The following is a 21,140-nucleotide window of genomic DNA, read 5'->3' on the forward strand; positions in this document are numbered from 1 at the left end:
ATCGGCGCGGCCACGTGGCAGGGCGCCGGGGTCAACGGGCTGCTCTTCGGCATCGGCCTCCAGTCCATCCCGAAGGAGCCCATCGAGGCCGCCCGGGTGGACGGCGCCTCGGGCTGGACCCTCTTCCGCACGATGACGTGGCCCCTGCTCACCCCGCTGACCACCGTGGTCGTCGGGCTGGCGATCGTCGGCTCGCTCAAGCAGTTCGACATCATCTGGGCGATGACCAAGGGCGGTCCGGGTACGTCCTCCGAGACCCTCGCGCTGACGATGTACAAGGAGACCTTCGTGAGCAACGACTACGGGCTCGGCGCTGCCGTCGCGGTCTTCCTCACCGTCGTCACCGTCGCCGCCTCCGTCCTCTACCTGCGCCGCCAGCTCGGCGACCCGAAGGGGGCGTGACATGACCGACCGGATCCGCAGGACCGTGCTCGTCGTGCTCGGCCTGCTGTGGCTGGCGCCGGTGTACCTCATGCTCGCCAACGCCGCCAAGACCGACGACCAGTACGGCGTCGTGTCCGTGTGGCGGGCCGTGGGCCTCGGCGGGCTCGTCGAGAACGTCTCCACCGCCTGGACCCGCGGCAACATCTCCGAGGGCGTCGCCTCGACGGCGCTCTACAGCGTCGTCGCCCCCGCACTCGCCGTCCTCGTCGGGGCCGGCGCGGGGTTCGCCATCGTGGCGCTGCGGCTGCGCCACGGGTTCCTCTGGTTCGTCGTCATCTTCGCCGCGACGGTCCTGCCCATGCAGATGCTCCTCATGCCGCTGTTCATCGGCTACGTCCAGACCGGCCTGTACGACACCCGCACCGGCATGGTCCTCGTGTACACCGTGATCTCCGTGCCCTTCGCCGCGTTCGTCATGCGCAACTTCTTCACCGGGATCGCCTACCAGGTGTTCGAGGCGGCGGTGGTCGACGGCGCCTCCACCTGGCGGATCTTCTGGCGCATCTACCTGCCGATGTCCACCAGCGCGCTCGTGGCCGTCTTCATCCTCCAGGCCACGCTCATCTGGAACGACCTCCTCCTGGGGCTGACCCTCACCCAGTCCTCCGAGACCCGGCCGGTCATGACCGCGTTGTCGGCGCTCCAGAGCACCTACGGCGGCTCGACCATGCCGACGGTGCTCGCCGGCGGACTCATCGTGTCCGTCCCGACCGTGGTCCTCTTCCTGCTCACCCAGCGCGCCTTCACCCGGGGACTGGCCCTGGGCCAGTTCTGAGAAAGGGGACCACCGTGTCCACGTGGAAGGACCGCACCGTGCTCGTCACCGGCGCCGGTGCAGGCATCGGCGCCGGTGTGGCCGAGCTGCTCGTCCGGGCGGGCGCCACCGTCGTCGGCCTCGACCGGGACACCGCCGCCCTGTCGCGGACGGCCGCCGCCCTCACCGGCGCGAGCGGCACCTTCGAGCCGGCGGCGGCCGAGCTCACCGACGTCGAACGGCTCGCCGCGATCGGCTGGGAGGTCCGCGCCGCGCACGGCGGCATCGACGGACTCGTCTGCGCCGCGGGGATCCAGCGCTACGGCACCGTCGATGCGACCGACCCGGGCACCTACGCCGAGGTCATGGACGTCAACGTCGGCGGCGCGTTCAACGCCTGCCGCATCGGCATCCCGCTGCTGCGCGCCCGCGGCGGGGGCGCCGTCGTCCTCGTCTCCTCGGCCCAGGCCTACGCGAGCCAGACCGGGGTCGCCGCGTACACCGCGAGCAAGGCCGCGCTGCTCGGGCTCATGCGGGCCATGGCGGTGGACCACGCGCCGGAGGGGATCCGGGTCAACGCCGTGTGCCCCGGCTCCATCGACACCCCGATGCTGCGGTGGGCCGCCGGCCTGTTCAGCCAGGGACGCGACGTCGAGGAGGTCCTCGCGGAGTGGGGCCGCGCCCACCCGGTCGGGCGGGTCGGCACGCCGCTCGACGTCGCCAACGCCGTGGAGTTCCTCCTGTCCGAGCGGGCCGCGTTCGTCACCGGCGCGGACCTCAAGGTCGACGGCGGGCTCACCGCCGGCCTCGCCGTCGCGCTCCCGGAGGAGGGGGCATGAGAGGCAGCCCGCTGCGCATCGCCGACGTCCGCGCCACCACCGTCACCGTCCCCCTCGAGGCGCCCCTGCGGCACAGCAACGGCGCGCACTGGGGCCGGTTCGTGCGCACCATCGTCGAGGTCGAGACCACCGACGGGCTCGTCGGGCTCGGGGAGATGGGCGGCGGTGGGGAGAGCGCCGAGGCCGCCGTCGCGGCGCTGCGGCCCTACCTGCTCGGGCACGACCCCGCCCGCACCGAGGCGCTGCGCTTCATGGTCGCCAACCCGACCGCGAGCCTGTACAACAACCGCACCCAGCTGCTCGCCGCCCTCGAGTTCGCCTGCCTGGACCTCCTCGGCAGGCACACCGGCCTGCCCGTCCACGCACTGCTCGGCGGGGCGGTGCGCGAGGAGGTCGAGTTCGCCAGCTACCTGTTCTTCCGCTACCCCTCGGCCGACGGCAGCGGGGAGGTGCGGACCGTGGACCAGCTCCTCACCCACGCGGCCGAGCTCAAGGAGCGGCACGGCTTCCGGGTCCACAAGCTCAAGGGCGGGGTCTTCCCGCCGGACCACGAGCTCGCCGCCTACCGGGCGCTGGCGGGGTCGCTGCCCGGTGACCGCTTCCGCTACGACCCCAACGGCGTGCTCAGCGTCGAGGAGGCGATCCGCTTCGCCCACGCGATCGAGGACCTGGACAACGACTACATCGAGGACCCGTGCTACGGGCTGAACGCCATGCGCCGCCTGCGGGAGCGGACCCGCATCCCCACCGCGACGAACACGGTGGTGGTCAACTTCGAGCAGCTCGCGGCGAACGTCCTCCAGCCGGCCGTCGACGTCGTCCTGCTCGACACGACCTTCTGGGGAGGGATCCGTCCGTGCCTCAAGGCTGCGGGGGTGGCGGAGACCTTCCAGCTCGGGCTGGCCGTCCACTCCTCCGGGGAGCTCGGGATCCAGCTCGCGACGATGCTCCACCTCGGCGCCGTCGTGCCCAACCTCGCCTTCGCCGCCGACGCGCACTACCACCACCTGCGCGACGACGTCGTCGTGGGCGGGAAGCGGGAGTACGTCGAGGGCCGGATGGCCGTGCCCGACGCACCGGGCCTCGGCGTCGACCTCGACCGCGACAAGGTCGCCGAGTACGCCGAGCTGTACCGCGAGCTCGGCGGCTACCCCTACGACCGCGACCCTGGTCGCCCCGGCTGGTACCCGCTCCTGCCCAACGCCGACTTCGCCGACCCCGACGCCGCCGGCCGGCCCGCCGCCCTCACCGCCGAGCCCTACTGAGAGGACCCCATGCCCCGCACGATCCCCACCGTCGAGGACTTCGCGAGCGCGGTCGTCGTCGACCGCTTCGACGACATGGTCAACCCGCCAGGCCTCACCAACCACCTCGCCACCGCCCAGGTGGACCACGACGTCGTCGCCGTGCGCTCCCTGTGCGTCCCGCCCGTCTCCCAGGGGGACACCATCACCGCCCAGCTCTACCTCGGCGGTCGGCTCGCGCGGTCCTTCGGGGAGCCGGTCCACACCCAGTGGCGTCCGGACAGGGTCGAGCGGCGCACGGTCGTCGACGGCTGGGAGGTGAGCACGACGACGGCCTGCCCGCCCGGGGAGGCGGGGGTCGTCGTGCGGATCGAGGTGCGCAACGCCGCCGGGGTGGAGCGTGAGCTGCGGCTCGGGCTGTGGATCGCCTCGACCGTCACCCGGCCGTCGCGGCCGTGGCTGCGCGCCGAGGCGCCGCAGGCACCGAACACGGTCGAGGTCGCCGGGGCGAGGCGGGTGGGCAGGCCCGCCGACCGGTCCGCCGTCGCCGTCCAGGGCATGGTCGACGCCACCGGGCGTGACGTCGTGGACCACGCCGGGACGGCGCAGCTCATCGAGGCACGCGGGACCGTCGGCCCCGGCCGCAGCGTCGTCCACTCCTACGTCCACGTCGTCGGGACCGGTGAGGAGGAGGTGACGGCCGCCTACGAGCGCGTCGCGCGCGACGTCGACGGCGCGCTCGCCGCGTCCACCGCCCGGTGGGACGCCGAGCTCGCCGCGCTCTTCACCCCCGGAAACGAGGAGTTCTCCGGGCACCTGCCCGCCCTGCGCACGAGCGACCACGCGCTGCGCACCCTGTACTGGTGGGGCGCGATGGGCGTGCTGTGGTTCCGCCGGGACAACCCCGCCTCGGTGCTCGGGCGCACCTACGACACCCTCATGCCGCGGTACTGGCAGACGACGACGTTCATCTGGGACTACTCGCTGAGCTCGATGGTCCACGCGCTGCTGGACCCGACCGTCATGCGCCGGCAGATCTCCCACTGGGTGGGCCTGGACATCGACGAGCACTTCGGGACCGAGTGGCTCACCGGGGGGCCGGTGGGCAACTGGTACTCCGTCAACCACTACGCCCTCATCCGCCTCGTCCACGACTACCTGCGCCTCCACGGGGACCACGACTTCCTCGGCGAGGAGCTCACGACGCCCGGCGGCCGCACCCGCAGCATCGGGGACGACGTGCGCGACTGGGCCACCGCCTGGCACCGGCTGCGTGGTCCCTCGGGACTGGCGGACTACGGGGAGATCGACAACCTCCTCGAGTGCGTGAGCACCTACGTCCACGAGGTCGCCAGCCTCAACGCCGCCAACGTGTGGAACATGCGCACCGCCGCGGCGATCAGCGAGCACCAGGGCCGCGCCGGGGACGCCGCGCGGCTGCGCGCGGAGGCCGAGGCGCTCGTCCCGCTCGTCACCGAGCTCTACCTGCCCGGCCGGGGCTTCTTCCACGCCCGCCGGCCCGACGGGTCGCTCGTCGAGACCCGCCACTGCTACGACTTCGCCACCGTCGGCACGACCATCGCCCAGGACCTGCCCGCCGAGCAGCGCGAGGAGATGGTGCGCTTCTTCGTCGAGGAGCTGCGCACGCCGTCGTGGATGCGGGCGCTGTCCCCGTGGGACGAGGACGCCGGCTACTCCCTGCGCGCCGACCACCAGTGGAACGGCGCCTACCCGGCGTGGCCGGCCGACTCGGCGCGCGCGGCGATCGCGCTCGGCCGACCCGACGTCGTCCTGGAGTGGCTGCCCGGGCTGGCCCGGTCGGCCAACCAGGGCCCGCCCGGGCAGGCGCACTTCGTCGAGGAGGCCGCCGCGCCCGTCGAGGGCGGCGCCCGCAAGACCCCGCCGCAGCTGCCCTACATCATCGACTGGTCCTGCTCCTCGGCCGGGGCGTGGTGCGAGCTCGTGCTCGCCGGGATCTTCGGCGTCGAGGTGGCGCTGGACGGCACCGTCACGGCGGGCGGCTGCATCGCCGACCTCGACCCCGACGCGCGCCTCGAGGGGCTCACGGTCCAGGGGCGGACCTACGACGTCGTCGGCGGGCAGGTGGTGCCCCGCTCCTGAGGCTCGGAGGCTCAGCCCGCGAAGGGGAGGACGGGCAGGCCGGGCACGTCGACGTCCACGCGGTACACCGCGCCCGCCCCGACCGGGGCGTCGGCGCCCAGCCCGCCGCGGGAGGTCGTGACGAGGAGGTCGGTGAGCCCCGGGCCGCCGAGCGTGCACGCGGTGACGTGGGGGACCGGCAGGTCGACGACCTCGAGGAGGTCACCGTCGGGGGAGTAGCGGCGCACGTGCCCGCCGCCGTACACGGCGACCCAGATCGTGCCCTGCGCGTCGACGGCCAGCCCGTCGAGGTCGCCCTCCTCGCGCGGCAGGGAGACGAACGGGCGCCGCTCGAGGAGGATCCCGGAGACGACGTCGAACAGGTCCATCCGCCCCGCGCCGCTGTCGACGTAGTAGGCCCGTGTGTGGTCGGGGGAGAAGCCCAGCCCGTTGGAGATCGTCACGCCCTCGAGCACCCGCTCGGTGCGCAGGTCGGGGTGCACCCGGTAGAGCGCGGCCGCTCCGGGGGTCACCTCCCACGTGGAGGAGCCGACGTAGAGGCTGCCGTCCGGCGCGACGGCGCCCTCGTTCATCCGCTCGCCGGGCGCTCGCGTGAGCGCCACGTCGCGAGTGGGCAGGGCGTCGGGCGCCTCCGCGAGCCCGAGGCCGGTCTCGGTCGCCACGACGTAGCCGCCACCGGCGCGCGGGCGGACCATCGCCGCGACGCGCCCGACGTCGAGCCGGTCCACCGTGCCGTCGGTGCGCAGGGTGAGGACGCCTCCGGCGAGCATGTCGACGAAGCGCAGCCCGCCCCACTCCGCGGACCACACCGGCCCCTCGCCGTGGTCGGTGACGACGTCCGTGACCTGCTCGACGCTGCGCATGCCCCCAGTCTGGCCCACGGCCGCCGGGCCCGGACGGCGGTCGGCGCCCGGACCGTGCGGCCGGTGGCGCACCATGCGCCGGCGCGACCGACCGCCCTGCGGCTCAGCCGGCGAAGGGCAGGACGGGCAGCCCGGGCACGTCGACCGCCGTGGCGTACAGGGCGCCCGCACCGGGTGTGTCGTCACCCTCGCGCGACGTCGTGACGAACAGGTCCGTGAGGCTCGGTCCGCCGAGGGTGCACGCGGTCACCCCGGGCACCGGCACCTCGAGGACGTCGAGCAGCTCGCCGTCGGGGGAGTAGCGGCGCACCTGCCCGCCGCCGTTGATCGCGACCCACACCGTGCCCTGGGTGTCGACGACGAGACCGTCGGGCACGCCGTCCTCCTCGGCGACCGTGACGAACGGACGGCGCTCGCGGAGCTCCCCGCCGTCGACGTCGAGGACGTCGATGCGCCCCGGCCCGCTGTCGGCGTAGTAGGCGAGCGTGTGGTCGGGGGAGAAGCCCAGCCCGTTGGAGACCGACACCCGGTCCAGGACCACCCGCGTGCCGCCGTCGGGCATCACCCGGTACAGCCGTCCGCCGTCGGGGGAGCCGTCCCACGCCATCGACCCGACGTACAGGCTCCCGTCCGGCGCCGCGCCGCCCTCGTTCATCCGCTCACCCTCCCGGTCGGTGAGGCGGATCGAGCGGGAGGGGGCGGAGGTGACGTCGTCGGCCAGGGCGACGCCGTCCTCGGTGGCGACGACGTAGCCGCCGGAGGCACGGGGGCGCACCATCGCCGCGACCTTGCCGACGGTGATCCGGTCGACCTCGCCGTCGTCACGCAGGGTGAGCACCCCGCCGGCGAGCATGTCGACGAACCGCAGCCCTCCCCAGTCCAGGGACCACACGGGCCCCTCGCCGTGGAAGGTGACGACATCGGTGATCTGCTCGGCTGTGCGCATGGCCGCCAGTCTCCCGGGCCTGCGTTTCCGGTGCGAGTCGGCCCCTGGGTTACCGTGCCCGGGTGAGTCACCGCCTGCTCGACGTCCGTCCCCTGCGGGTCACGTCCTTCCGGCGGCTGTGGGTGGGGACGTCGGCCGCGGCCCTCGGCGGGCAGGTCACCGCCGTGGCCGTGCTCTACCAGGTGTGGGAGATGACCGGCAGCCCGGTGTGGACCGGCGCCGTCGGCCTGGTCCGCGCGGTGCCGCTCGTCGTCCTCGGGCTGCTCGGCGGCGCCCTGGCCGACGCCGTCGACCGCCGCTCCCTCGTCCGCTGGACGATCCTCGCCCAGGTCCTCACCGCGCTCGGGCTCGCCGCGCAGGCGCTCGCGGACGTGGACTCCCTCGCCGTGCTGCTCCTCCTCGTCGCCGCCCAGGCCTCCTTCGGTGCGCTCGGCGCCTCCGCGCAGCGCACCTTCCCGGTGCGGCTGCTCGGCCGCCGGCTCGTCGCCGCGGGCATCGCGATCCAGCACCTGAGCTTCCAGGTGGCGATGCTCCTCGGGCCGGCCCTCGCCGGCGTCGTGCTCGGGCGGTGGGGGCTGACCGCCGCCTACCTCCTCCAGGCCGTCGCGTTCCTCGCGGCGCTGTACGCCGTGCTCCTCCTGCCGGCGATGCCGCCCACCGGGCCCGGCAGCGGGCGCGGCCCGCGCGCCGTGCTCGAGGGCATCCGGTACGTCACCCGCTCGCCCGTCCTCCGCGGGTTGTACGTCACCGACCTCGTCGCCACCCTCCTCGCGATGCCGATCGCCCTGTTCCCCGTCATCAACGAGCAGCGCTTCGGCGGCAGCCCGGAGACGCTCGGCCTGTTCCTCAGCGCCGTCGCCGTCGGCGGCATGGCGGCGGGACTCATCTCCGGGGCCGTCACCCGCTCCGACCGGCCCGGCGTCGTCCAGCTCTGGGCCGCGGGCGTGTGGGGCGGCGCGCTCGCCGTCTTCGGGCTCGTCGGGCCGCTGTGGCTCGCCCTCGCCGCGCTCGCCGTCGCGGGCGCCGCGGACACCGTCTCGGTGGTGGCGCGCGGGGCCGCCGTCCAGCTCGCGACGCCGGACAGCCACCGCGGGCGGGTCACCTCGGTCGAGCACGTCATCGGCGTCGCGGGACCGGAGGTGGGCAACTTCCGGGCCGGCCTCGTCGCCGGCGCGACGACGGCGGCCTTCGCCGCGACGTCCGGCGGGCTCGCCTGCCTCGCCGGGATCGTCCTCGTCGCCGCGCTCAACCGCCCGCTGCGGGAGTTCCGCATCAGCCGCGACATCGCCGACGACGCCGGGTCCTGACCTCGTTCCCGACGGTCCCCCGGGCCGGGCGGCGCGGGCGACGCTAGCGTGACCGGTGGGCCGAGGGACGGCTCGCAGGACGACGGGGAGGTCCGCCATGGCCAACAACGTGTACCGCGTCTCGGAGATCGTCGGCACGTCGCCCGACGGCATCGAGGACGCCGTGAACACCGCCCTCACGCAGGCGAGCAGGACCCTGCGCAACCTCGACTGGTTCGAGGTCACCGAGATCCGCGGCCACCTCGTCGAGGGCAAGGTCGCGGACTGGCAGGTCGGCATCAAGCTCGGCTTCCGCGTCGACGCGTGACCGAGCACCCGCCGGACGCCCTCCTCATCGCCACGGCGAGCGGTGAGGCACGCGTCCACCTCCTGCACGCCGACGCGCCCCGCGGGCTGCTCATGCTCGGCCACGGAGCGGGCGGGGGGTTCGCAGCGCCGGACCTGCGCACCACGGCCGACGTCGCAGGTGAGCTCGGGTGGGCGGTCGCCCTGGTCGAGCAGCCCTACCGGGTGGCCGGCCGTCGCGCCCCGGCACCCGCCCGGCAGCTCGACACCGCCTGGACCGACGTCGCCCTCCACCTGCACTCCGGGCCGTTCGCCGGGCTCCCGCTCGTCGTCGGCGGGCGGTCCTCCGGCGCGCGGGTCGCGTGCCGCACCGCGACCTCCCTCGAAGCCGTCGGCGTGCTCTGCCTCGCCTTCCCGCTGCACCCGCCGGGGCGGCCCGACAGCCCCAGCCGCCTGCCCGAGCTCGAGGCGGTGGACGTCCCCACGCTCGTCGTCCAGGGGGAGCGGGACACCTTCGGCATGCCGCCGCCCGCGCGCGGCCGGCAGGTCGTCGTCGTCGCCGGGGACCACGGCCTGAAGAAGGACCAGGCCGCGATCGCCGACGCCGTCCGCACCTGGCTCGCCCGTCTCGTCCCCTGAGGACCGCCCGCCGTGCCGACCGCGGCGCGGCGTGTCACGGTGGGCGTCCCCACTTCCCAGGAGGTTGTCGATGAAGCTCGGGTACAAGCTCGCCGCGGAGGCCTTCGGCCCCGAGGAGCTCATCCGCCAGGCCGTGCGAGCCGAGGAGGTGGGCTTCGACTTCGTCGAGATCAGCGACCACTTCCACCCGTGGCTCGACGTCCAGGGGCACAGCCCGTTCGCGTGGTCGGTGCTCGGCGCCATCGCGGCCCGCACCGAGCGGATCGGCCTCGTCACCGGGGTCACCTGCCCCACCATCCGCTACCACCCGGCGGTCGTCGCGCAGGCAGCCGCGACGATGTCACTCATCTCCGGCGGGCGGTTCACCCTCGGTCTCGGCTCGGGGGAGCAGCTCAACGAGCACGTCGTCGGCAAGCCGTGGCCCTCCGCGACCGTGCGCCAGGAGATGCTGCGCGAGGCGCTGGAGATCATCCGTCTGCTGTGGCAGGGCGGCTACCGGAGCTACGAGGGCAAGCACCTCCGGCTGGTCGACGCGCGCGTCTTCGACCTGCCCGAGGAGCTGCCGCGCATCGCCGTCGCCGGCGGGGGCCCGCAGGCCGCGCGTCTGGCCGGCGAGCTCGGCGACGCGCTCTTCGTCACCGACCCCGACGCCAGGCTCATCGAGGCCTTCACCGGTGCCGGCGGGTCCGGCCCGCTCTACGCCGAGGTGCCCCTGGCCTACGCCGCCACCGAGGAGGAGGCGGTGCGCGAGGCGCACGCCAAGGCCAGGTGGGCGGTGACCGGCTGGAAGGTCATGGCCGAGCTGCCCAACCCGGTGAACTTCGAGGCGGCGTCCGCGACGGTGCGCGAGGAGGACGTGCGCGAGCAGTTCACCTGCGGGCCCGACGTCGAGCGGCACCTCGCCGCGATCCGGGAGTTCACCGAGGCCGGGTACGACCACGTCGTCACGATGAACGTCGGACCCGACCCCGACGCGTTCCTCGACTTCGTCGAGCGTGAGCTGCGTCCCCGCCTCTGACCGTCGCGCCCGCGTCCGCGGAGTGCTGCCGCTCGGAACCTGCCACCAAGTCCGCGACACGCCGCGCGACACGCCGCCGCGGCGGCGCGAACGGCCCCGGCGACGGCACTTCGTGGCAGGTTCCGCCAGGGATCGTCCGGGGTGCACGCCGATGCCTGCACCGATCTCCGGCGCGAACTGCGTGGTGTCGTCCGGCGGGCGCCCGCGTCCGCGGGGCGCTGCGCGCTCGGAACCTGCCACCAAGTCCGCGACACGCCGCGCGACACGCCGCCCCGGCGGTGCGAACGGCCCCGGCGACGGCACTTCGTGGCAGGTTCCGCCCTCCGGCCGGGTCCGGCGGCGCTCAGAACGCCGTGGGCGTGGCGGGGTAGCCGGCCTTGGCGACCGCGCTGACGAGCGTGTCGAGCGGAGCCCTGTCGGCGTCGTGGACGACCTCGACGCGCGAGGAGGCGAAGTGGACCTTGACCGCCTCGACGCCGTCGAGCCGGGCGACCTGCTTCTCGATCGTGCGGACGCACGACGGGCAGGCGAAGCCCTCGGCGCGCAGGATGGTGTGGTTCAGGGTCTCGATGCTCACGGTGGGCTCCTCTCGTTCCGGGACAGCCCTTCTCGGGCTGGGCTGCGCACAACCTAAAGAGCACGGGGCGGCCACATCCATGACCTAGGTCAACCATCCGCATCGGGGTGAGCCGGACGGCAGCCGGGGCAGGGCCGCGGCTGGCCTAGGCTGTGGCGGGGTCGGCGTGGGCCGCCCCGTGACGTCGTGAAGAGGGTGAGGAATGTCGGCCCAGGCGAAGAAGAGCCGGACCAAGCAGCTGGCCGTGGCGGTACCGGTGGCGCTCGTGATCCTCGTCGCGCTCGTGCTCCTCGCGCGATGGCTGCGGACGCTGCCCGCGGTGGCCGAGTTCGTCGCCGCGCACCCCGGCACGACGCCGCTGCCCGACTGGGCGCCCGTCGGGATCCCGGCGTGGGTCGGCTGGCAGCACTTCCTCAACGCGTTCTTCCTCGTCTTCATCGTGCGCAGCGGCTGGCTCGTGCGCACGACGCAGCGCCCCAAGGGCCACTGGCAGCCGCGGACGTCCCGCAAGGGCAAGCCGGTCCGGATCAGCCTCAACCTCTGGCTGCACCTCGCCGTCGACATCCTGTGGACCCTCAACGGCCTGCTGTTCTTCGTCCTCATCTTCGTCACCGGGCACTGGGTGCGGATCGTGCCGACGACGTGGGACGTCTTCCCGCAGGCGCTGTCGGTGGCAGTCCAGTACCTGTCGCTGGACTGGCCGGCGCACGGCAGCTGGGTGACCTACAACGCGCTGCAGGTGCTCGCCTACTTCGTCACGGTGTTCGTCGCGGCGCCCCTCGCCCTGCTCTCCGGGCTGCGCATGTCCCCGGTGTGGCCGAAGGGGCCGGTCAGGCTCAACAGCCTCTTCCCGATGTCCGCGGCGCGGGCGCTGCACTTCCCGATCATGATCTACTTCGTCTGCTTCACGGTCGTCCACGTGACGCTCGTGCTCACCACCGGGGCGATGGCGAACCTCAACCACATGTTCGCGGCGCGCAACGACGCGAGCTGGGTCGGGGTGGCGTACTTCGCGGTCGCGGTCGTCCTCATGGTGGTCGCGTGGGTCGTGGCCAAGCCCGCCTACGTCCAGCCGGTCGCCGCGCTCACCGGGAAGGTCACGCGGTAGCCAGGACGACCTCCCCGCGGGGGGTGCCCAGGACGGCGCGCAGCGAGTCGCGCGGCCCGGGCGTGACCCGCAGCGGCGCGCCGAGCGCGGTGAGCACCCGCTCGGTCGCCGCGACGTCCCTCGCCTCGGCCGTGAGGTCGAGCAGCGTGAGCTCGGGCAGGTCGCCCTGCGCCGGGTGTGGGGTGTCGCGCCAGTCGATGAGGAACGGCTGGACGCCGTCGAGGCCCAGCTCTCGGCGGCTGGTCATCCGCCACCGCAGCAGCCGCCCGTCCGGCGTCGTGCGTTCCGTCGCGCGGACCTCGCCGACGTCGACCCCGGCGGCCGCGGCCGCGCGCACGGTCGCGTCCAGGTCCGCGGGCCGCACGGCCCACGTGTGCAGCGACGGCGCACGCACGTGCCCGACGCCGAGGCTCACCCGGTCCGCCGGGAGCGACTGCTCCGGGTCGGGGCCGATGACCTCGAGGTAGGTCCGGCGCGGTCCGGCCACCCCCGGCACCCGAAGGGCGAGCAGGTGGTTGGCGGTGCCCAGCCCGGGGTGGGCACCGCCCCGCACCGCCTCGACCCCGGTGAGGGCGGCGAGGTGGGCGACGCCGTCGGCGAGGTCGGGCACCGCCCAGAGCAGGTGGTCGAGGGTGGTGGGCACGGTCATGGCTGTCCTCCGGTCGTGCGTAGGCTGCTCGTCGATGACTACTCTTCCTGCCCGCCGCGTCCTCGTCACCGGGGCCGCCCGCGGGATCGGCCGCGCCGTCGCCGGGGCGTTGGCCCACCGCGACCTCGTGCTCACCGTGCGCCGCGAGGACGACGTCGAGCCGCTGCGGGCCGAGGTGCCCGGCGCCGAGGTCATGGTCCTCGACCTCGCCGACCCTGAGGGCATCGCCGCCCGGTGCGCCGGTCTCGAGGTGGCGGCGGTGGTGCACTGCGCCGGCGTCGAGGGCGTGGCCCCGGCCGGCGAGCTCGACCCGGCGCTGCTCGCCGCGGTGCTCGCGACGAACCTCGCCGGGCCGGTCGAGCTCACCCGCGTGCTGCTGCCCGGGCTGCGCCGCAGCCGCGGCCACGTCGTGTTCGTCAACTCGACCGCGGTCCTGGGTACCTTCCCCGGGTGGGCCGCCTACGCGGCGTCCAAGGCCGCGCTGCGGGCCTACGCCGACACCCTGCGCCTGGAGGAGCCAGCGGTGCGGGTGACCTCGGTCTTCCCGGGCAGGACGGACACCGGCATGCAGCACCGGATCCACGCGGCGGCGGGCCGCGACTTCGACCCGGGCACGGCGATGAGCGCGGCCAGCGTCGCGGCCGCCGTGCGGAACGTGCTCGAGGGCCCCGACGACGTCGAGGTCCCCGAGCTCGTCCTCACGCCGTTCACCCCGCGGGACGGATGAAGATCTCCTCGTAGTCCGGCTCGCCGCTGATCATCCCGTGGGTGACGGCGGCCGCCGCGATGTCCTTGACGCTCTGCTCGTCCAGGCCCGGGGCGTAGATCGCGAGGTTGGTGAGGTCGACGAGCTCGGCGTCGATCTCGAGCTTCTCGACGATGACCTCGCGGACGCGGTCGGGGTTCGCGGTGGCGAACTCGTTGCTGCGGTCCATCGCGCGCTGGAAGCCGGCGACGATCTCCGGGTTCTGCTCGGCGAAGGCGCCGCTGGTGATGTAGTACCCGATCGTCGTGCCGGGGAAGGACTCGACGAAGTTGGAGATGAGCGGGGTGAAGCCGCGGCTGTCGGAGATCGACTTGTGCGGCTCGACCGACCAGATCGCGTCGACGTCGCCGCGTTCGAGCGCGGCCGGCATGTCGGAGTAGTTCATCGGCGTGAAGGTGATGCCCGAGGTGTCCACGCCCTGGTTCTCCAGGGCCACCTTGATGGTGAGGTCACCGAGGTTGTTCACCGAGTTCACCGCGATGTTCGCCCCCGCGAGGCCCTGGACGTCGGTGACGGAGCCGTCCGGCAGGACGTAGATGCGCGAGGTGTCGAGCTCAGGGTCGGTGCCGACGCCGCAGCAGTTGGCGACGAACCGCACGTCCAGGCCCTGGTCGATGGCCTGGAGGTCGCTCACCGCGTTGGCGTAGCCGATCGGGCTCTCCTGGTTGACGACGGAGGGGACGATCGCCGAGCCGGCCTCGGCGATCTGGACGTCGACGGCGAGACCCTCCTCCTCGAAGAAGCCCTCCTCGACGCCGAGGTGCAGCGGCCCGGCGTCCATCGTCGTGATCTGCAGGACGGTGAGCGGGGTGAGGCCGTCCTCGCCGGCCTCGAGCTGGTCACCGCCACCTCCGCAGGCGGCGAGCAGGAACGCGGCGCCAGCGGCGAGGGTGAGGGTGGTCGTGCGTGCTCTCATGGGTGCTCCTCAGATGACGTACTCGGGGGTCGTGGGCTCGCCGGAGTCACGCACGCGGTTGCGGATCTCGGCGAAGACCTCGGAGCGCAGCCGGGTGAACCGCGGCAGCTCCTTGGTCGCGATCTGGTCGCGCTGCCGGGGCAGGTCGATGTCGACGACGGTGGTGATGCGGCTGGGCGACCTGGAGACGACGGCGACCCGGTCGCTGAGGTAGACGGACTCGTCGACGTCGTGGGTGACGAAGACGACCGTCATGCCGAACTCCTCGCGCAGCGCGAGGACGAGGTCCTCGAGGTCCGCGCGTGTCTGGGCGTCGACGGAGGCGAAGGGCTCGTCCATGACGAGCACCTCGGGCCGGTAGGCGATGGCGCGGGCGATGGCCACCCGCTGCTGCATACCGCCGGAGAGCTCACCGGGGTGCTTGCGGGCGGCGTCGGCGAGCCCGACGTCGGCCAGCGCCTGGGCGGTGCGCTCGGCGATCGTCGCCCGGTCGATGCCCTGCGCGCGCAGCGGCAGCGCGACGTTCTTCTCCACGCTGAACCAGGGCAGCAGGGAGCGGGAGTAGTCCTGGAGGACGACGGTGAGCTCGCGGGGCACCCCGGTCACGGGCCGGCCCTTGAACTCCACGGTGCCCGACGTGGGCTCGAGCAGGCCGGCGAGGCAGCGCAGCAGCGTCGTCTTGCCGGCGCCCGAGGGCCCGACGAGGGTGAAGAACTCACCGGGCGCGACGTCGAAGGTGATGTCGTCCAGCGCCCGGAAGGTCCCGTAGGACTTCGAGAGGCGGTCGACGCGGAGGATCGGTGGTGTCTGTGTCATCTCAGGCCCGGTGGTAGCGACGGTCGGTGAGGCGCTCGACGGCGCCGAAGAGCAGGTTGAGGACCACCCCGAGGATCCCGAGGAGGAGGATCGCCGACCACACGGCGACGAGGTTGAAGGAGCTCTGCGCCGTCGTGAGGACGAAGCCGATGCCGGTGCTCGTGCCGGTCATCTCGCTCGTGACGACGAGGATGAGGGCGAGCGGGATCGCGATCCGGATGCCGGCCGCGGCGCGCGGGTAGATCGCCGGGGCGACGACGTTGACCTGCCGGAACCAGCCGCGGATCTTGAACGAGCGGGTTGTGTCGAGCAGCGTCGGGGGCAGCTGGCGGCACCCGTCGATGACGTTGAGCAGGACGGGGAAGAAGCAGCCGAGCGCGATGATGACGATCTGCATCGTCGTGCCGAGCCCGAAGACCACCATGGCGAAGGGAAGCAGCGCGGTCGCGGGGATCGCGCGGACGAACTCGAAGGTGGGGGAGACCGCCTGGTCGAGGACGCGGACCTGGCCGATGAGCATCCCCAGCCCGATGCCGAGCACGACGGCGATGCCCAGGCCCACCCCGAGGTTGCGCACGCTGTCGAGCAGGTGCTCGGTGCCCGGCCCGCCGAGCCAGTACCCGGTGAGGTTGTCCAGCACCCGCCTCAGCGGCGGGAAGTAGGGGTTGGTCGAGCCGGCCGAGAGGGCCCACCAGACGACGACGGCGAGCACGGCCCCGAGCAGGCCGGTGAGGGTGCGGCGGTTCATCTGCCCCTCCACGTGAGGAAGCGGCGGGTGAGGGCGGTGAAGGCGGTGTTGATGCCCAGCCCGACGACGCCGATGACGACGACGTAGGCGTACATCCGGGTGAGGTCCCCGGCGTTGCGGGCGAGGTTGAGGCCCTCGCCCAGCCCGGGCACCCCGAGGAGGATCTCGCTGGTGACGGTGATGATGAGGGCCGTCGCGGAGGCGATGCGCACGCCGGTGACCAGGCCGGGGACCATGGCGGGCAGGGTGACCCAGCGGATGGTGTGCAGGCGCGAGAAGCCGAAGGCGCGGGCGGTGTCACGGGCCACCGGGTCGACCGCCGACGTCGCGTAGATCGCGGCGACGAGCATCTGCCACACGGCGGCGTACGCGGCGAGGAAGACCTCGCCCTCGCGGCCGCGGCCGAGGGTGAGGACGACGAGCGGGATGAGCGCGATCGAGGGGATGGGGCGCAGGAACTCCACGACGGGGGTGAGCAGCCAGCGGACCGGTCGCACGCTGCCGAGGAGCAGGCCCACGGCCGTCCCGACGAGGACGGCGATCGCCAGGGAGACCGCCCAGCCGACGAGCGTGGCGCCGATGTCGGCCCACAGGGCGGGGCCGGCGAGCAGCCGGCCGAGGGCGGCGAGGACCTCGGTGGGCGGCGGGGCGTAGCGACGCGGCAGGACGTCGGTCACCGAGAGGACCTGGGCGAGCGCGAGCAGCCCGAGGACGACGGCGGCGGGCAGGGCGACGGCCCGCGTCCGCGAGTCCGCGCGGCGTGCCCGGGTCACGGTGGTCACCGGGCAGCCCCCAGGAGCTCGACGGCGCGTGCCGCGAGGCCCTCCCGGTCGGCCTTGTTGGTGCTCGACAGCGGGATGTGCGGCAGCACCCAGACGCGGCGCGGGTGGGCGAAGGGCTCGAGGCGTCCGAGGACGTGCTCCTTGAGCTCCTGCTCGTCGGCCGCGCTCCCCGGGCGCAGGGTGACGAAGGCGACCGGCTTGGCGCCCTTGAGGTCGTCGGGCACGGGGACGACGACGGCCTGGTCGACGGCGGGGTGGGTCTCCAGGACCTGCTCGACCGAGCGGGGGAAGACGTTCTCCCCGCCGGAGGTGAACATGTCGTCCTCGCGGCCGGCGAAGTAGTGGAAGCCGTCCTCGTCGACGCGGAAGACGTCCTTGGTGTGGTGGAAGCCGTCGGGGGTCACCGGGACGGGAACGTCGGGCCGGTTGTGGTAGCCGCTGAGCAGTGCGGGGTTGCGGATCTCGAGCACGCCGCGGCCCTCGGTGGGGCGGCCCTGCTCGTCGACGAGCCGCAGCTCGACGGCCGGGTTGGCGACGCCGACGGAGCCGTCGGGGGTGGGCAGCCCGGCGGGGTGCGGGGCGAAGACGACCGGCCCGGACTCCGTCGTCCCGTAGCCGAAGAGGATCTCGGCGTTCGGGAAGGTCTCCCGGAGCTGGTCGAAGAGGGCGGGGGCGGCGGGCGCGGAGCCCATGTAGACGGCGCGCACGGAGGACAGGTCGCGGCCGGCGAGCAGCTCGGGGCGCTGGAGCAGCATGGCGAACATCGGCGGGACGCCGCTGAGCTCGGTGACCTCGTGGGCCTCGAGGGCGTCGACGAACGCCTCGGGCGCGAAGGCCGGCAGCAGGACGACGGTCGCGCCCGACGCCAGCGAGCGCTGGGAGTTGGTCAGCGCGTTCATGTGGTAGAGCGGCGCGGAGATGAGCACGCGGGTGCTCCCGGGAGCCACGGTCCGCGCGGTCTGGTCGATGACCCACAGGTGGCTCGCCTGGGACAGGAGCACGCCCTTGGGCCGCCCGGTCGAGCCTGAGGTGTAGAGGATCATCGCCGTGTCCTGCGGCTGCGGGACGACGCTGGTGAAGGACGACGGCGGGGCGGGCGTCGCGAGGTCGAGGAGCTCGGCGTCGGTCGGGACGAGGTCCCGGGTGTAGTCGTCGACGAGGAGGAGCTCGACCCCGGCGTCCCGCAGGACGTACCCGAGGGTCACGGCCGGCAGCTTGTGGCTCACCGGGACGGGCACGCCGCCCGCCCGCTGGACGGCGTAGAACGCGACGAGCCAGGCGGGGGAGTTGAGCCCGAGGATCCCCACGGTCTGCCCGGGCCGGATCCGGGCGTGGAGCTGCGCGGCGCGCGCCTGGACCTGGGCCTCCAGCTCGCCGTAGGTGAGCGTCGTCGTGCCCTCGGGACCCACGCCGACGACGGCGGGGGTGTCGGGGCGGTCGGCGGCGATCCGGTCGCCCTGGTTGCGGCTCACGAGCCGCCACCACCGGCCGTCGTGCTCGGCGCGAAGGTCGCGTAGGTGCCGCGCCCCACGGCGACCTGCTTGCCGGCGCCGTCGAGCACCTCGGCCTCGGCGACGGTGAGCGAGCGGCCGAGCTTGACCGGCCGGGCGACGACCTCGAGGTCGCCCGGGGTCGCTGCGCGCAGGAAGTGGGTGGTGAAGTCGATGGTCGGGGCGGGGCTGCCGAGGGAGGCGACGAGCGCCCAGTCGGCGGCGAGGTCGAGCAGGGTGGCGAGGATTCCGCCGTGGGTGACCCGCTCGGGGGTGCCGTTGTCCCACTCCTCGCGCCAGGTGGCGGCGAGGCGCAGCTCCTGCGGGCTCACCGACACGACCCGCAGGCCGAGCCAGCGGTGGAACGGGGAGGCGAGCAGACGCTCCTCGAGCTCGGCGGCCGTCGTCACGCGCGCTCCCACGGGGTGACGACGACCTTGCCGAGGACCTCGCGGTCGCGGACCTTGCGCAGCCCCTCGACCGCCTGGGACAGGGGCAGGACGTCGGAGACCGGCGGGTCGAGCTCACCGGCGGCGACCATGGCGAGGAGCGCCTCGAAGTCCTCGGTCGCGAAGCCGTTGGAGCCGATGACCTGCAGCTCGAAGGACCAGATGTAGCGCAGGTCCTCGACCGGGTCGTACCCCGCCGTCGCGCCGCACACGAGGATGCGCCCGCCGAGCTTGGTGCTGCGCAGGGTGGGGTGCCAGGTGTCGCCGCCGGTGAAGTTGATGACGACGTCCATGCCGGTCTCGGTGCTCCAGCGGGCCGGCTTGCCGTAGTGCTCCTTGACCCACTGGTAGAAGTCGACCTCGCGGTAGTTGAGCACCTCGTCGGCGCCGATCTCGAGCAGGCGCTGGGCCTTCTCGTCGCTGCCGGCGGCGGCGACGACGTGCGCGCCGAGCTTCTTGGCCAGGACGACCGAGGCGGTGCCGACGCCGCCGGAGGCGCCGAGGACGAGCACCTTGTCCCCGGGGTGGACCGCGCCCTTGCCGACGACCATGCGGTGCGCCGTGCCGTAGGCGACCGGCAGGGCGGCGGCCTGGACGTCGGTGACGGCGTCGGGAACGGCGATGAGCTGGCCCGCCTCGACGAGGCAGTACTCGGCCATGCCGCCGTCGCGCTGCTCGCCCATGAGGTTGCCCGACGCGTCGAGCGGGTGGACGAGCACGCGGTCCCCGGGCTGCCAGCCGGTGACGTCCGCTGCGACCTCCTCGACCACCCCGACGACGTCGAGCCCGATGACGACGGGCAGCGGCAGGGTGATCCCCGGCATCCCGTTGACGGTGAAGATGTCGTGGTAGTTGAACGAGCTCGCGGTCACCCGGACGACGACGTGCCCGGGGACGAGCGCGGGCCGGGGGTAGTCGTCCTCCAGGCGGAGGGCGTCGAGGTCGCCGTGGTCGCGCAGCACGAGAGCGCGCATCGTCGAGGTCACAGACCGATGTCCTTTCCTAGGGCCGGGGGCGAAGACGTGTGCGGCAGGCCCGTCGGAGGACGGAGAGAGTGCCGCGGCGCTAGGCCCGACAGGCCATCGTGTGCACCAGCGCGAGGTCGATGTGCCTCCGCGAGGTCAGGTGCAGCCGATACATGTCGAGGATCCTCGCACAGCGACGGACGGCCCGAGATGTCGGGTCCATGCGCCGAGACGGGCGCAGTGGCCGCGTCCCACGCACACTGGTGGGCATGGGCAGGGACGGCCCGCCGCGCCGGATGGCGGCCCACGCGCTGGTCCGCGACGCGCCCGGGCGGGTGCTCCTCGTCGAGCCCGTCCACGGCGCCACGTGGCTGCTGCCCGGCGGCGCGGTCGAGCCGGACGAGGCGCCGCGGGCCGCGTGCGCGCGCGAGCTGCGTGAGGAGCTGGGGGCCGACCTGCGCGTCGGCCGGCTCCTCGTCCTCGACTGGGTCGCCCCGCGCCCCGGGCTGGGGGAGGGACTCATGCTGGTCTACGACGGCGGGACGCTCGCCGGGGAGCCGCGCCTGCCTCCGGAGGAGCTGCGTGACTGGCGCTGGGTCGCGCCCGAGGACGTCCCCTGCCTCGCCGACGCCGAGCTCGCCCGCCGCGTGGCCGCGGCGCTGGGGGCGGCCGCGTCAGGGGCGGTCGCCGAGCTGGAGACCTGGGGCTGACCCGGCGTTCGGGTCCCGCGAGTTCCCCCGCGCCGGGCAGGCTCGCCTGTAGCGTGCCGGGGTGTCCAGACAGCTCCACCTGCTCCTCGCGACGACGCGACCGCGCCGCACCGTGCCGGCCATCCACGTCCTCGACCCGTCGGTGACGCGGCTGCGGGTGACGCCCGCGGACCTCGACCTGTACCTCCACGTCAACAACGGCACCTACCTGCAGATGATGGACATCGGGCGGAGCAACTACATCGCCGACGTCGGGGGCTTCGGGCGGCTGCGTGAGAAGGGCTGGTACCCGGTCGTCGCGGCGTCGACGATGACCTACCGCCGGTCGCTGCGCCTCGGGGACCCGGTGGAGATCACCACCCGGGTGATCGGCTGGGACGAGCGGGTGGCCTACCTCGAGCAGGTCTTCACCCGCCGTGGGGAGCGGTGCGCGCGCGGCCTCGTCGCCGGCCGCTTCCTCACCCGCGGGTCGGGTGCGCGCGTCCCCGCCCCGCAGGTCGTCGAGCTCCTCGCCGGCGGCCCGCTCGACCCGCCGGTCCTGCCCGACGACGTCGCGGCGTGGGCGCGGGCGGTCGACGTCGCGCACCGAGGGTGAGATCGGCCACGGCGATCCGGGTCACGGCACGGCGGGAGGCGCGATAGGCTGGCGACGTCGCAGCAGCGTCCGGTCGGGCCGCACCGACCGCCTGCTCAGCGCCCTGGCG

General features: G+C 73.8%; 24 protein-coding genes. 13 read left to right on the forward strand and 11 right to left on the reverse strand.

The window, feature by feature from the left end:
- The 5 genes from FHE66_RS11270 to FHE66_RS11290 all read left to right on the forward strand — a co-directional run.
- Nucleotides 1–402, forward strand: a 402-nt coding sequence (locus FHE66_RS11270) for a carbohydrate ABC transporter permease (RefSeq protein ID WP_139073119.1), incomplete at its 5' end; no start/stop codon positions are given.
- Nucleotide 403: 1 nt separating this feature from the next.
- The gene (locus tag FHE66_RS11275; RefSeq protein WP_139073049.1) at nt 404–1,219 is read left to right on the forward strand and encodes a carbohydrate ABC transporter permease; all 816 of its coding nucleotides are present in this window, start codon (nt 404–406) and stop codon (nt 1,217–1,219) included.
- Nucleotides 1,220–1,233: 14 nt separating this feature from the next.
- The gene (locus FHE66_RS11280) at nt 1,234–2,037 is read left to right on the forward strand and encodes an SDR family NAD(P)-dependent oxidoreductase (protein ID WP_139073050.1); all 804 of its coding nucleotides are present in this window, start codon (nt 1,234–1,236) and stop codon (nt 2,035–2,037) included.
- Nucleotides 2,034–3,302, forward strand: coding sequence for an enolase C-terminal domain-like protein (locus FHE66_RS11285; protein WP_218013696.1), 1,269 nt, complete (start codon nt 2,034–2,036; stop codon nt 3,300–3,302). The genes FHE66_RS11280 and FHE66_RS11285 overlap by 4 nt, the downstream gene beginning before the upstream one ends.
- Nucleotides 3,303–3,311: 9 nt before the next feature.
- The gene (locus tag FHE66_RS11290) at nt 3,312–5,402 is read left to right on the forward strand and encodes a hypothetical protein (RefSeq protein ID WP_139073051.1); all 2,091 of its coding nucleotides are present in this window, start codon (nt 3,312–3,314) and stop codon (nt 5,400–5,402) included.
- 11 nt (nt 5,403–5,413) lie between these two features.
- On the opposite strand, the gene FHE66_RS11295 is transcribed toward FHE66_RS11290, so the two are convergent.
- Nucleotides 5,414–6,265, reverse strand: coding sequence for an SMP-30/gluconolactonase/LRE family protein (locus FHE66_RS11295; RefSeq protein WP_139073052.1), 852 nt, complete (start codon nt 6,263–6,265; stop codon nt 5,414–5,416).
- Nucleotides 6,266–6,368: 103 nt separating this feature from the next.
- On the reverse strand, nt 6,369–7,211 hold the full coding sequence (locus FHE66_RS11300; RefSeq protein WP_139073053.1) for an SMP-30/gluconolactonase/LRE family protein: 843 nt from the start codon (nt 7,209–7,211) through the stop codon (nt 6,369–6,371).
- 62 nt (nt 7,212–7,273) lie between these two features.
- On the opposite strand from FHE66_RS11300, the gene FHE66_RS11305 reads away from it, so the two are divergent.
- The 4 genes from FHE66_RS11305 to FHE66_RS11320 all read left to right on the forward strand — a co-directional run bounded on the left by FHE66_RS11305 (nt 7,274) and on the right by FHE66_RS11320 (nt 10,460).
- Complete coding sequence (locus FHE66_RS11305) at nt 7,274–8,518, forward strand: MFS transporter (protein ID WP_218013697.1); 1,245 nt, start codon at nt 7,274–7,276, stop codon at nt 8,516–8,518.
- Nucleotides 8,519–8,615: 97 nt separating this feature from the next.
- Nucleotides 8,616–8,825 (forward strand): dodecin, encoded by a 210-nt coding sequence (locus tag FHE66_RS11310; RefSeq protein ID WP_139073055.1) that lies wholly within the window; start codon nt 8,616–8,618, stop codon nt 8,823–8,825.
- The gene (locus FHE66_RS11315; protein ID WP_168202661.1) at nt 8,822–9,442 is read left to right on the forward strand and encodes an alpha/beta family hydrolase; all 621 of its coding nucleotides are present in this window, start codon (nt 8,822–8,824) and stop codon (nt 9,440–9,442) included. Before FHE66_RS11310 ends, FHE66_RS11315 begins: the two co-directional genes overlap by 4 nt.
- Before the next feature lie 70 nt (nt 9,443–9,512).
- The gene (locus FHE66_RS11320) at nt 9,513–10,460 is read left to right on the forward strand and encodes a TIGR03557 family F420-dependent LLM class oxidoreductase (protein WP_139073056.1); all 948 of its coding nucleotides are present in this window, start codon (nt 9,513–9,515) and stop codon (nt 10,458–10,460) included.
- A gap of 343 nt (nt 10,461–10,803) precedes the next feature.
- On the opposite strand, the gene FHE66_RS11325 is transcribed toward FHE66_RS11320, so the two are convergent.
- On the reverse strand, nt 10,804–11,037 hold the full coding sequence (locus FHE66_RS11325; RefSeq protein ID WP_230976565.1) for a heavy-metal-associated domain-containing protein: 234 nt from the start codon (nt 11,035–11,037) through the stop codon (nt 10,804–10,806).
- Nucleotides 11,038–11,239: 202 nt separating this feature from the next.
- Between FHE66_RS11325 and FHE66_RS11330 the strand changes: the two genes are divergently transcribed.
- The gene (locus FHE66_RS11330; protein WP_139073058.1) at nt 11,240–12,145 is read left to right on the forward strand and encodes a cytochrome b/b6 domain-containing protein; all 906 of its coding nucleotides are present in this window, start codon (nt 11,240–11,242) and stop codon (nt 12,143–12,145) included.
- On the opposite strand, the gene FHE66_RS11335 is transcribed toward FHE66_RS11330, so the two are convergent.
- The gene (locus FHE66_RS11335; RefSeq protein ID WP_139073059.1) at nt 12,135–12,794 is read right to left on the reverse strand and encodes a VOC family protein; all 660 of its coding nucleotides are present in this window, start codon (nt 12,792–12,794) and stop codon (nt 12,135–12,137) included. The genes FHE66_RS11330 and FHE66_RS11335 overlap by 11 nt on opposite strands.
- Nucleotides 12,795–12,828: 34 nt before the next feature.
- Here FHE66_RS11335 and FHE66_RS11340 point away from each other — a divergent pair, with 34 nt between their 5' ends.
- The gene (locus FHE66_RS11340; protein ID WP_139073060.1) at nt 12,829–13,521 is read left to right on the forward strand and encodes an SDR family oxidoreductase; all 693 of its coding nucleotides are present in this window, start codon (nt 12,829–12,831) and stop codon (nt 13,519–13,521) included.
- Here FHE66_RS11340 and FHE66_RS11345 read toward each other — a convergent pair.
- The 7 genes from FHE66_RS11345 to FHE66_RS11375 are packed head-to-tail and all read right to left on the reverse strand — an operon-like array spanning nt 13,502 to nt 19,747.
- A complete protein-coding gene (locus tag FHE66_RS11345) occupies nt 13,502–14,476 on the reverse strand; it encodes an ABC transporter substrate-binding protein (protein WP_139073061.1) in 975 nt (324 codons plus the stop codon). The genes FHE66_RS11340 and FHE66_RS11345 overlap by 20 nt on opposite strands.
- A gap of 9 nt (nt 14,477–14,485) precedes the next feature.
- Complete coding sequence (locus tag FHE66_RS11350) at nt 14,486–15,292, reverse strand: ABC transporter ATP-binding protein (RefSeq protein ID WP_139073062.1); 807 nt, start codon at nt 15,290–15,292, stop codon at nt 14,486–14,488.
- A 1-nt stretch (nt 15,293) separates the two neighbouring features.
- On the reverse strand, nt 15,294–16,040 hold the full coding sequence (locus FHE66_RS11355) for an ABC transporter permease (RefSeq protein WP_139073063.1): 747 nt from the start codon (nt 16,038–16,040) through the stop codon (nt 15,294–15,296).
- A complete protein-coding gene (locus FHE66_RS11360) occupies nt 16,037–16,822 on the reverse strand; it encodes an ABC transporter permease (RefSeq protein WP_168202662.1) in 786 nt (261 codons plus the stop codon). Before FHE66_RS11360 ends, FHE66_RS11355 begins: the two co-directional genes overlap by 4 nt.
- Nucleotides 16,819–18,294, reverse strand: coding sequence for a class I adenylate-forming enzyme family protein (locus FHE66_RS11365; protein WP_139073064.1), 1,476 nt, complete (start codon nt 18,292–18,294; stop codon nt 16,819–16,821). The genes FHE66_RS11360 and FHE66_RS11365 overlap by 4 nt, the downstream gene beginning before the upstream one ends.
- Nucleotides 18,291–18,722: a PaaI family thioesterase gene (locus FHE66_RS11370; protein WP_218013698.1), complete on the reverse strand. Its 432-nt coding sequence runs from the start codon at nt 18,720–18,722 to the stop codon at nt 18,291–18,293. The genes FHE66_RS11365 and FHE66_RS11370 overlap by 4 nt, the downstream gene beginning before the upstream one ends.
- Nucleotides 18,719–19,747: a zinc-binding dehydrogenase gene (locus FHE66_RS11375; protein ID WP_139073066.1), complete on the reverse strand. Its 1,029-nt coding sequence runs from the start codon at nt 19,745–19,747 to the stop codon at nt 18,719–18,721. The genes FHE66_RS11370 and FHE66_RS11375 overlap by 4 nt, the downstream gene beginning before the upstream one ends.
- 248 nt (nt 19,748–19,995) lie before the next feature.
- Between FHE66_RS11375 and FHE66_RS11380 the strand changes: the two genes are divergently transcribed.
- Both FHE66_RS11380 and FHE66_RS11385 read left to right on the forward strand, forming a co-directional pair.
- Nucleotides 19,996–20,436: an NUDIX hydrolase gene (locus FHE66_RS11380; protein WP_218013699.1), complete on the forward strand. Its 441-nt coding sequence runs from the start codon at nt 19,996–19,998 to the stop codon at nt 20,434–20,436.
- 61 nt (nt 20,437–20,497) lie between these two features.
- Nucleotides 20,498–21,031 (forward strand): thioesterase family protein, encoded by a 534-nt coding sequence (locus FHE66_RS11385; protein WP_139073067.1) that lies wholly within the window; start codon nt 20,498–20,500, stop codon nt 21,029–21,031.
- The last annotated feature ends 109 nt before the right edge of the window (nt 21,032–21,140 follow it).

It is taken from the genome of Georgenia sp. 311 (assembly GCF_006151955.1).
In the GTDB taxonomy this organism is placed as follows: Bacteria; Actinomycetota; Actinomycetes; order Actinomycetales; family Actinomycetaceae; genus Oceanitalea; species Oceanitalea wutianyii.

Coding starts and splice junctions, on each gene's coding strand:
- FHE66_RS11275 (WP_139073049.1), top strand. CDS start 404: ATGACCGACCGGATCCGCAGGACCGTGCTCGTCGTGCTCGGCCTGCTG.
- FHE66_RS11285 (WP_218013696.1), top strand. CDS start 2,034: ATGAGAGGCAGCCCGCTGCGCATCGCCGACGTCCGCGCCACCACCGTC.
- FHE66_RS11290 (WP_139073051.1), top strand. CDS start 3,312: ATGCCCCGCACGATCCCCACCGTCGAGGACTTCGCGAGCGCGGTCGTC.
- FHE66_RS11295 (WP_139073052.1), bottom strand. CDS start 6,265: ATGCGCAGCGTCGAGCAGGTCACGGACGTCGTCACCGACCACGGCGAG.
- FHE66_RS11300 (WP_139073053.1), bottom strand. CDS start 7,211: ATGCGCACAGCCGAGCAGATCACCGATGTCGTCACCTTCCACGGCGAG.
- FHE66_RS11310 (WP_139073055.1), top strand. CDS start 8,616: ATGGCCAACAACGTGTACCGCGTCTCGGAGATCGTCGGCACGTCGCCC.
- FHE66_RS11320 (WP_139073056.1), top strand. CDS start 9,513: ATGAAGCTCGGGTACAAGCTCGCCGCGGAGGCCTTCGGCCCCGAGGAG.
- FHE66_RS11330 (WP_139073058.1), top strand. CDS start 11,240: ATGTCGGCCCAGGCGAAGAAGAGCCGGACCAAGCAGCTGGCCGTGGCG.
- FHE66_RS11335 (WP_139073059.1), bottom strand. CDS start 12,794: ATGACCGTGCCCACCACCCTCGACCACCTGCTCTGGGCGGTGCCCGAC.
- FHE66_RS11340 (WP_139073060.1), top strand. CDS start 12,829: ATGACTACTCTTCCTGCCCGCCGCGTCCTCGTCACCGGGGCCGCCCGC.
- FHE66_RS11345 (WP_139073061.1), bottom strand. CDS start 14,476: ATGAGAGCACGCACGACCACCCTCACCCTCGCCGCTGGCGCCGCGTTC.
- FHE66_RS11350 (WP_139073062.1), bottom strand. CDS start 15,292: ATGACACAGACACCACCGATCCTCCGCGTCGACCGCCTCTCGAAGTCC.
- FHE66_RS11355 (WP_139073063.1), bottom strand. CDS start 16,040: ATGAACCGCCGCACCCTCACCGGCCTGCTCGGGGCCGTGCTCGCCGTC.
- FHE66_RS11380 (WP_218013699.1), top strand. CDS start 19,996: ATGGGCAGGGACGGCCCGCCGCGCCGGATGGCGGCCCACGCGCTGGTC.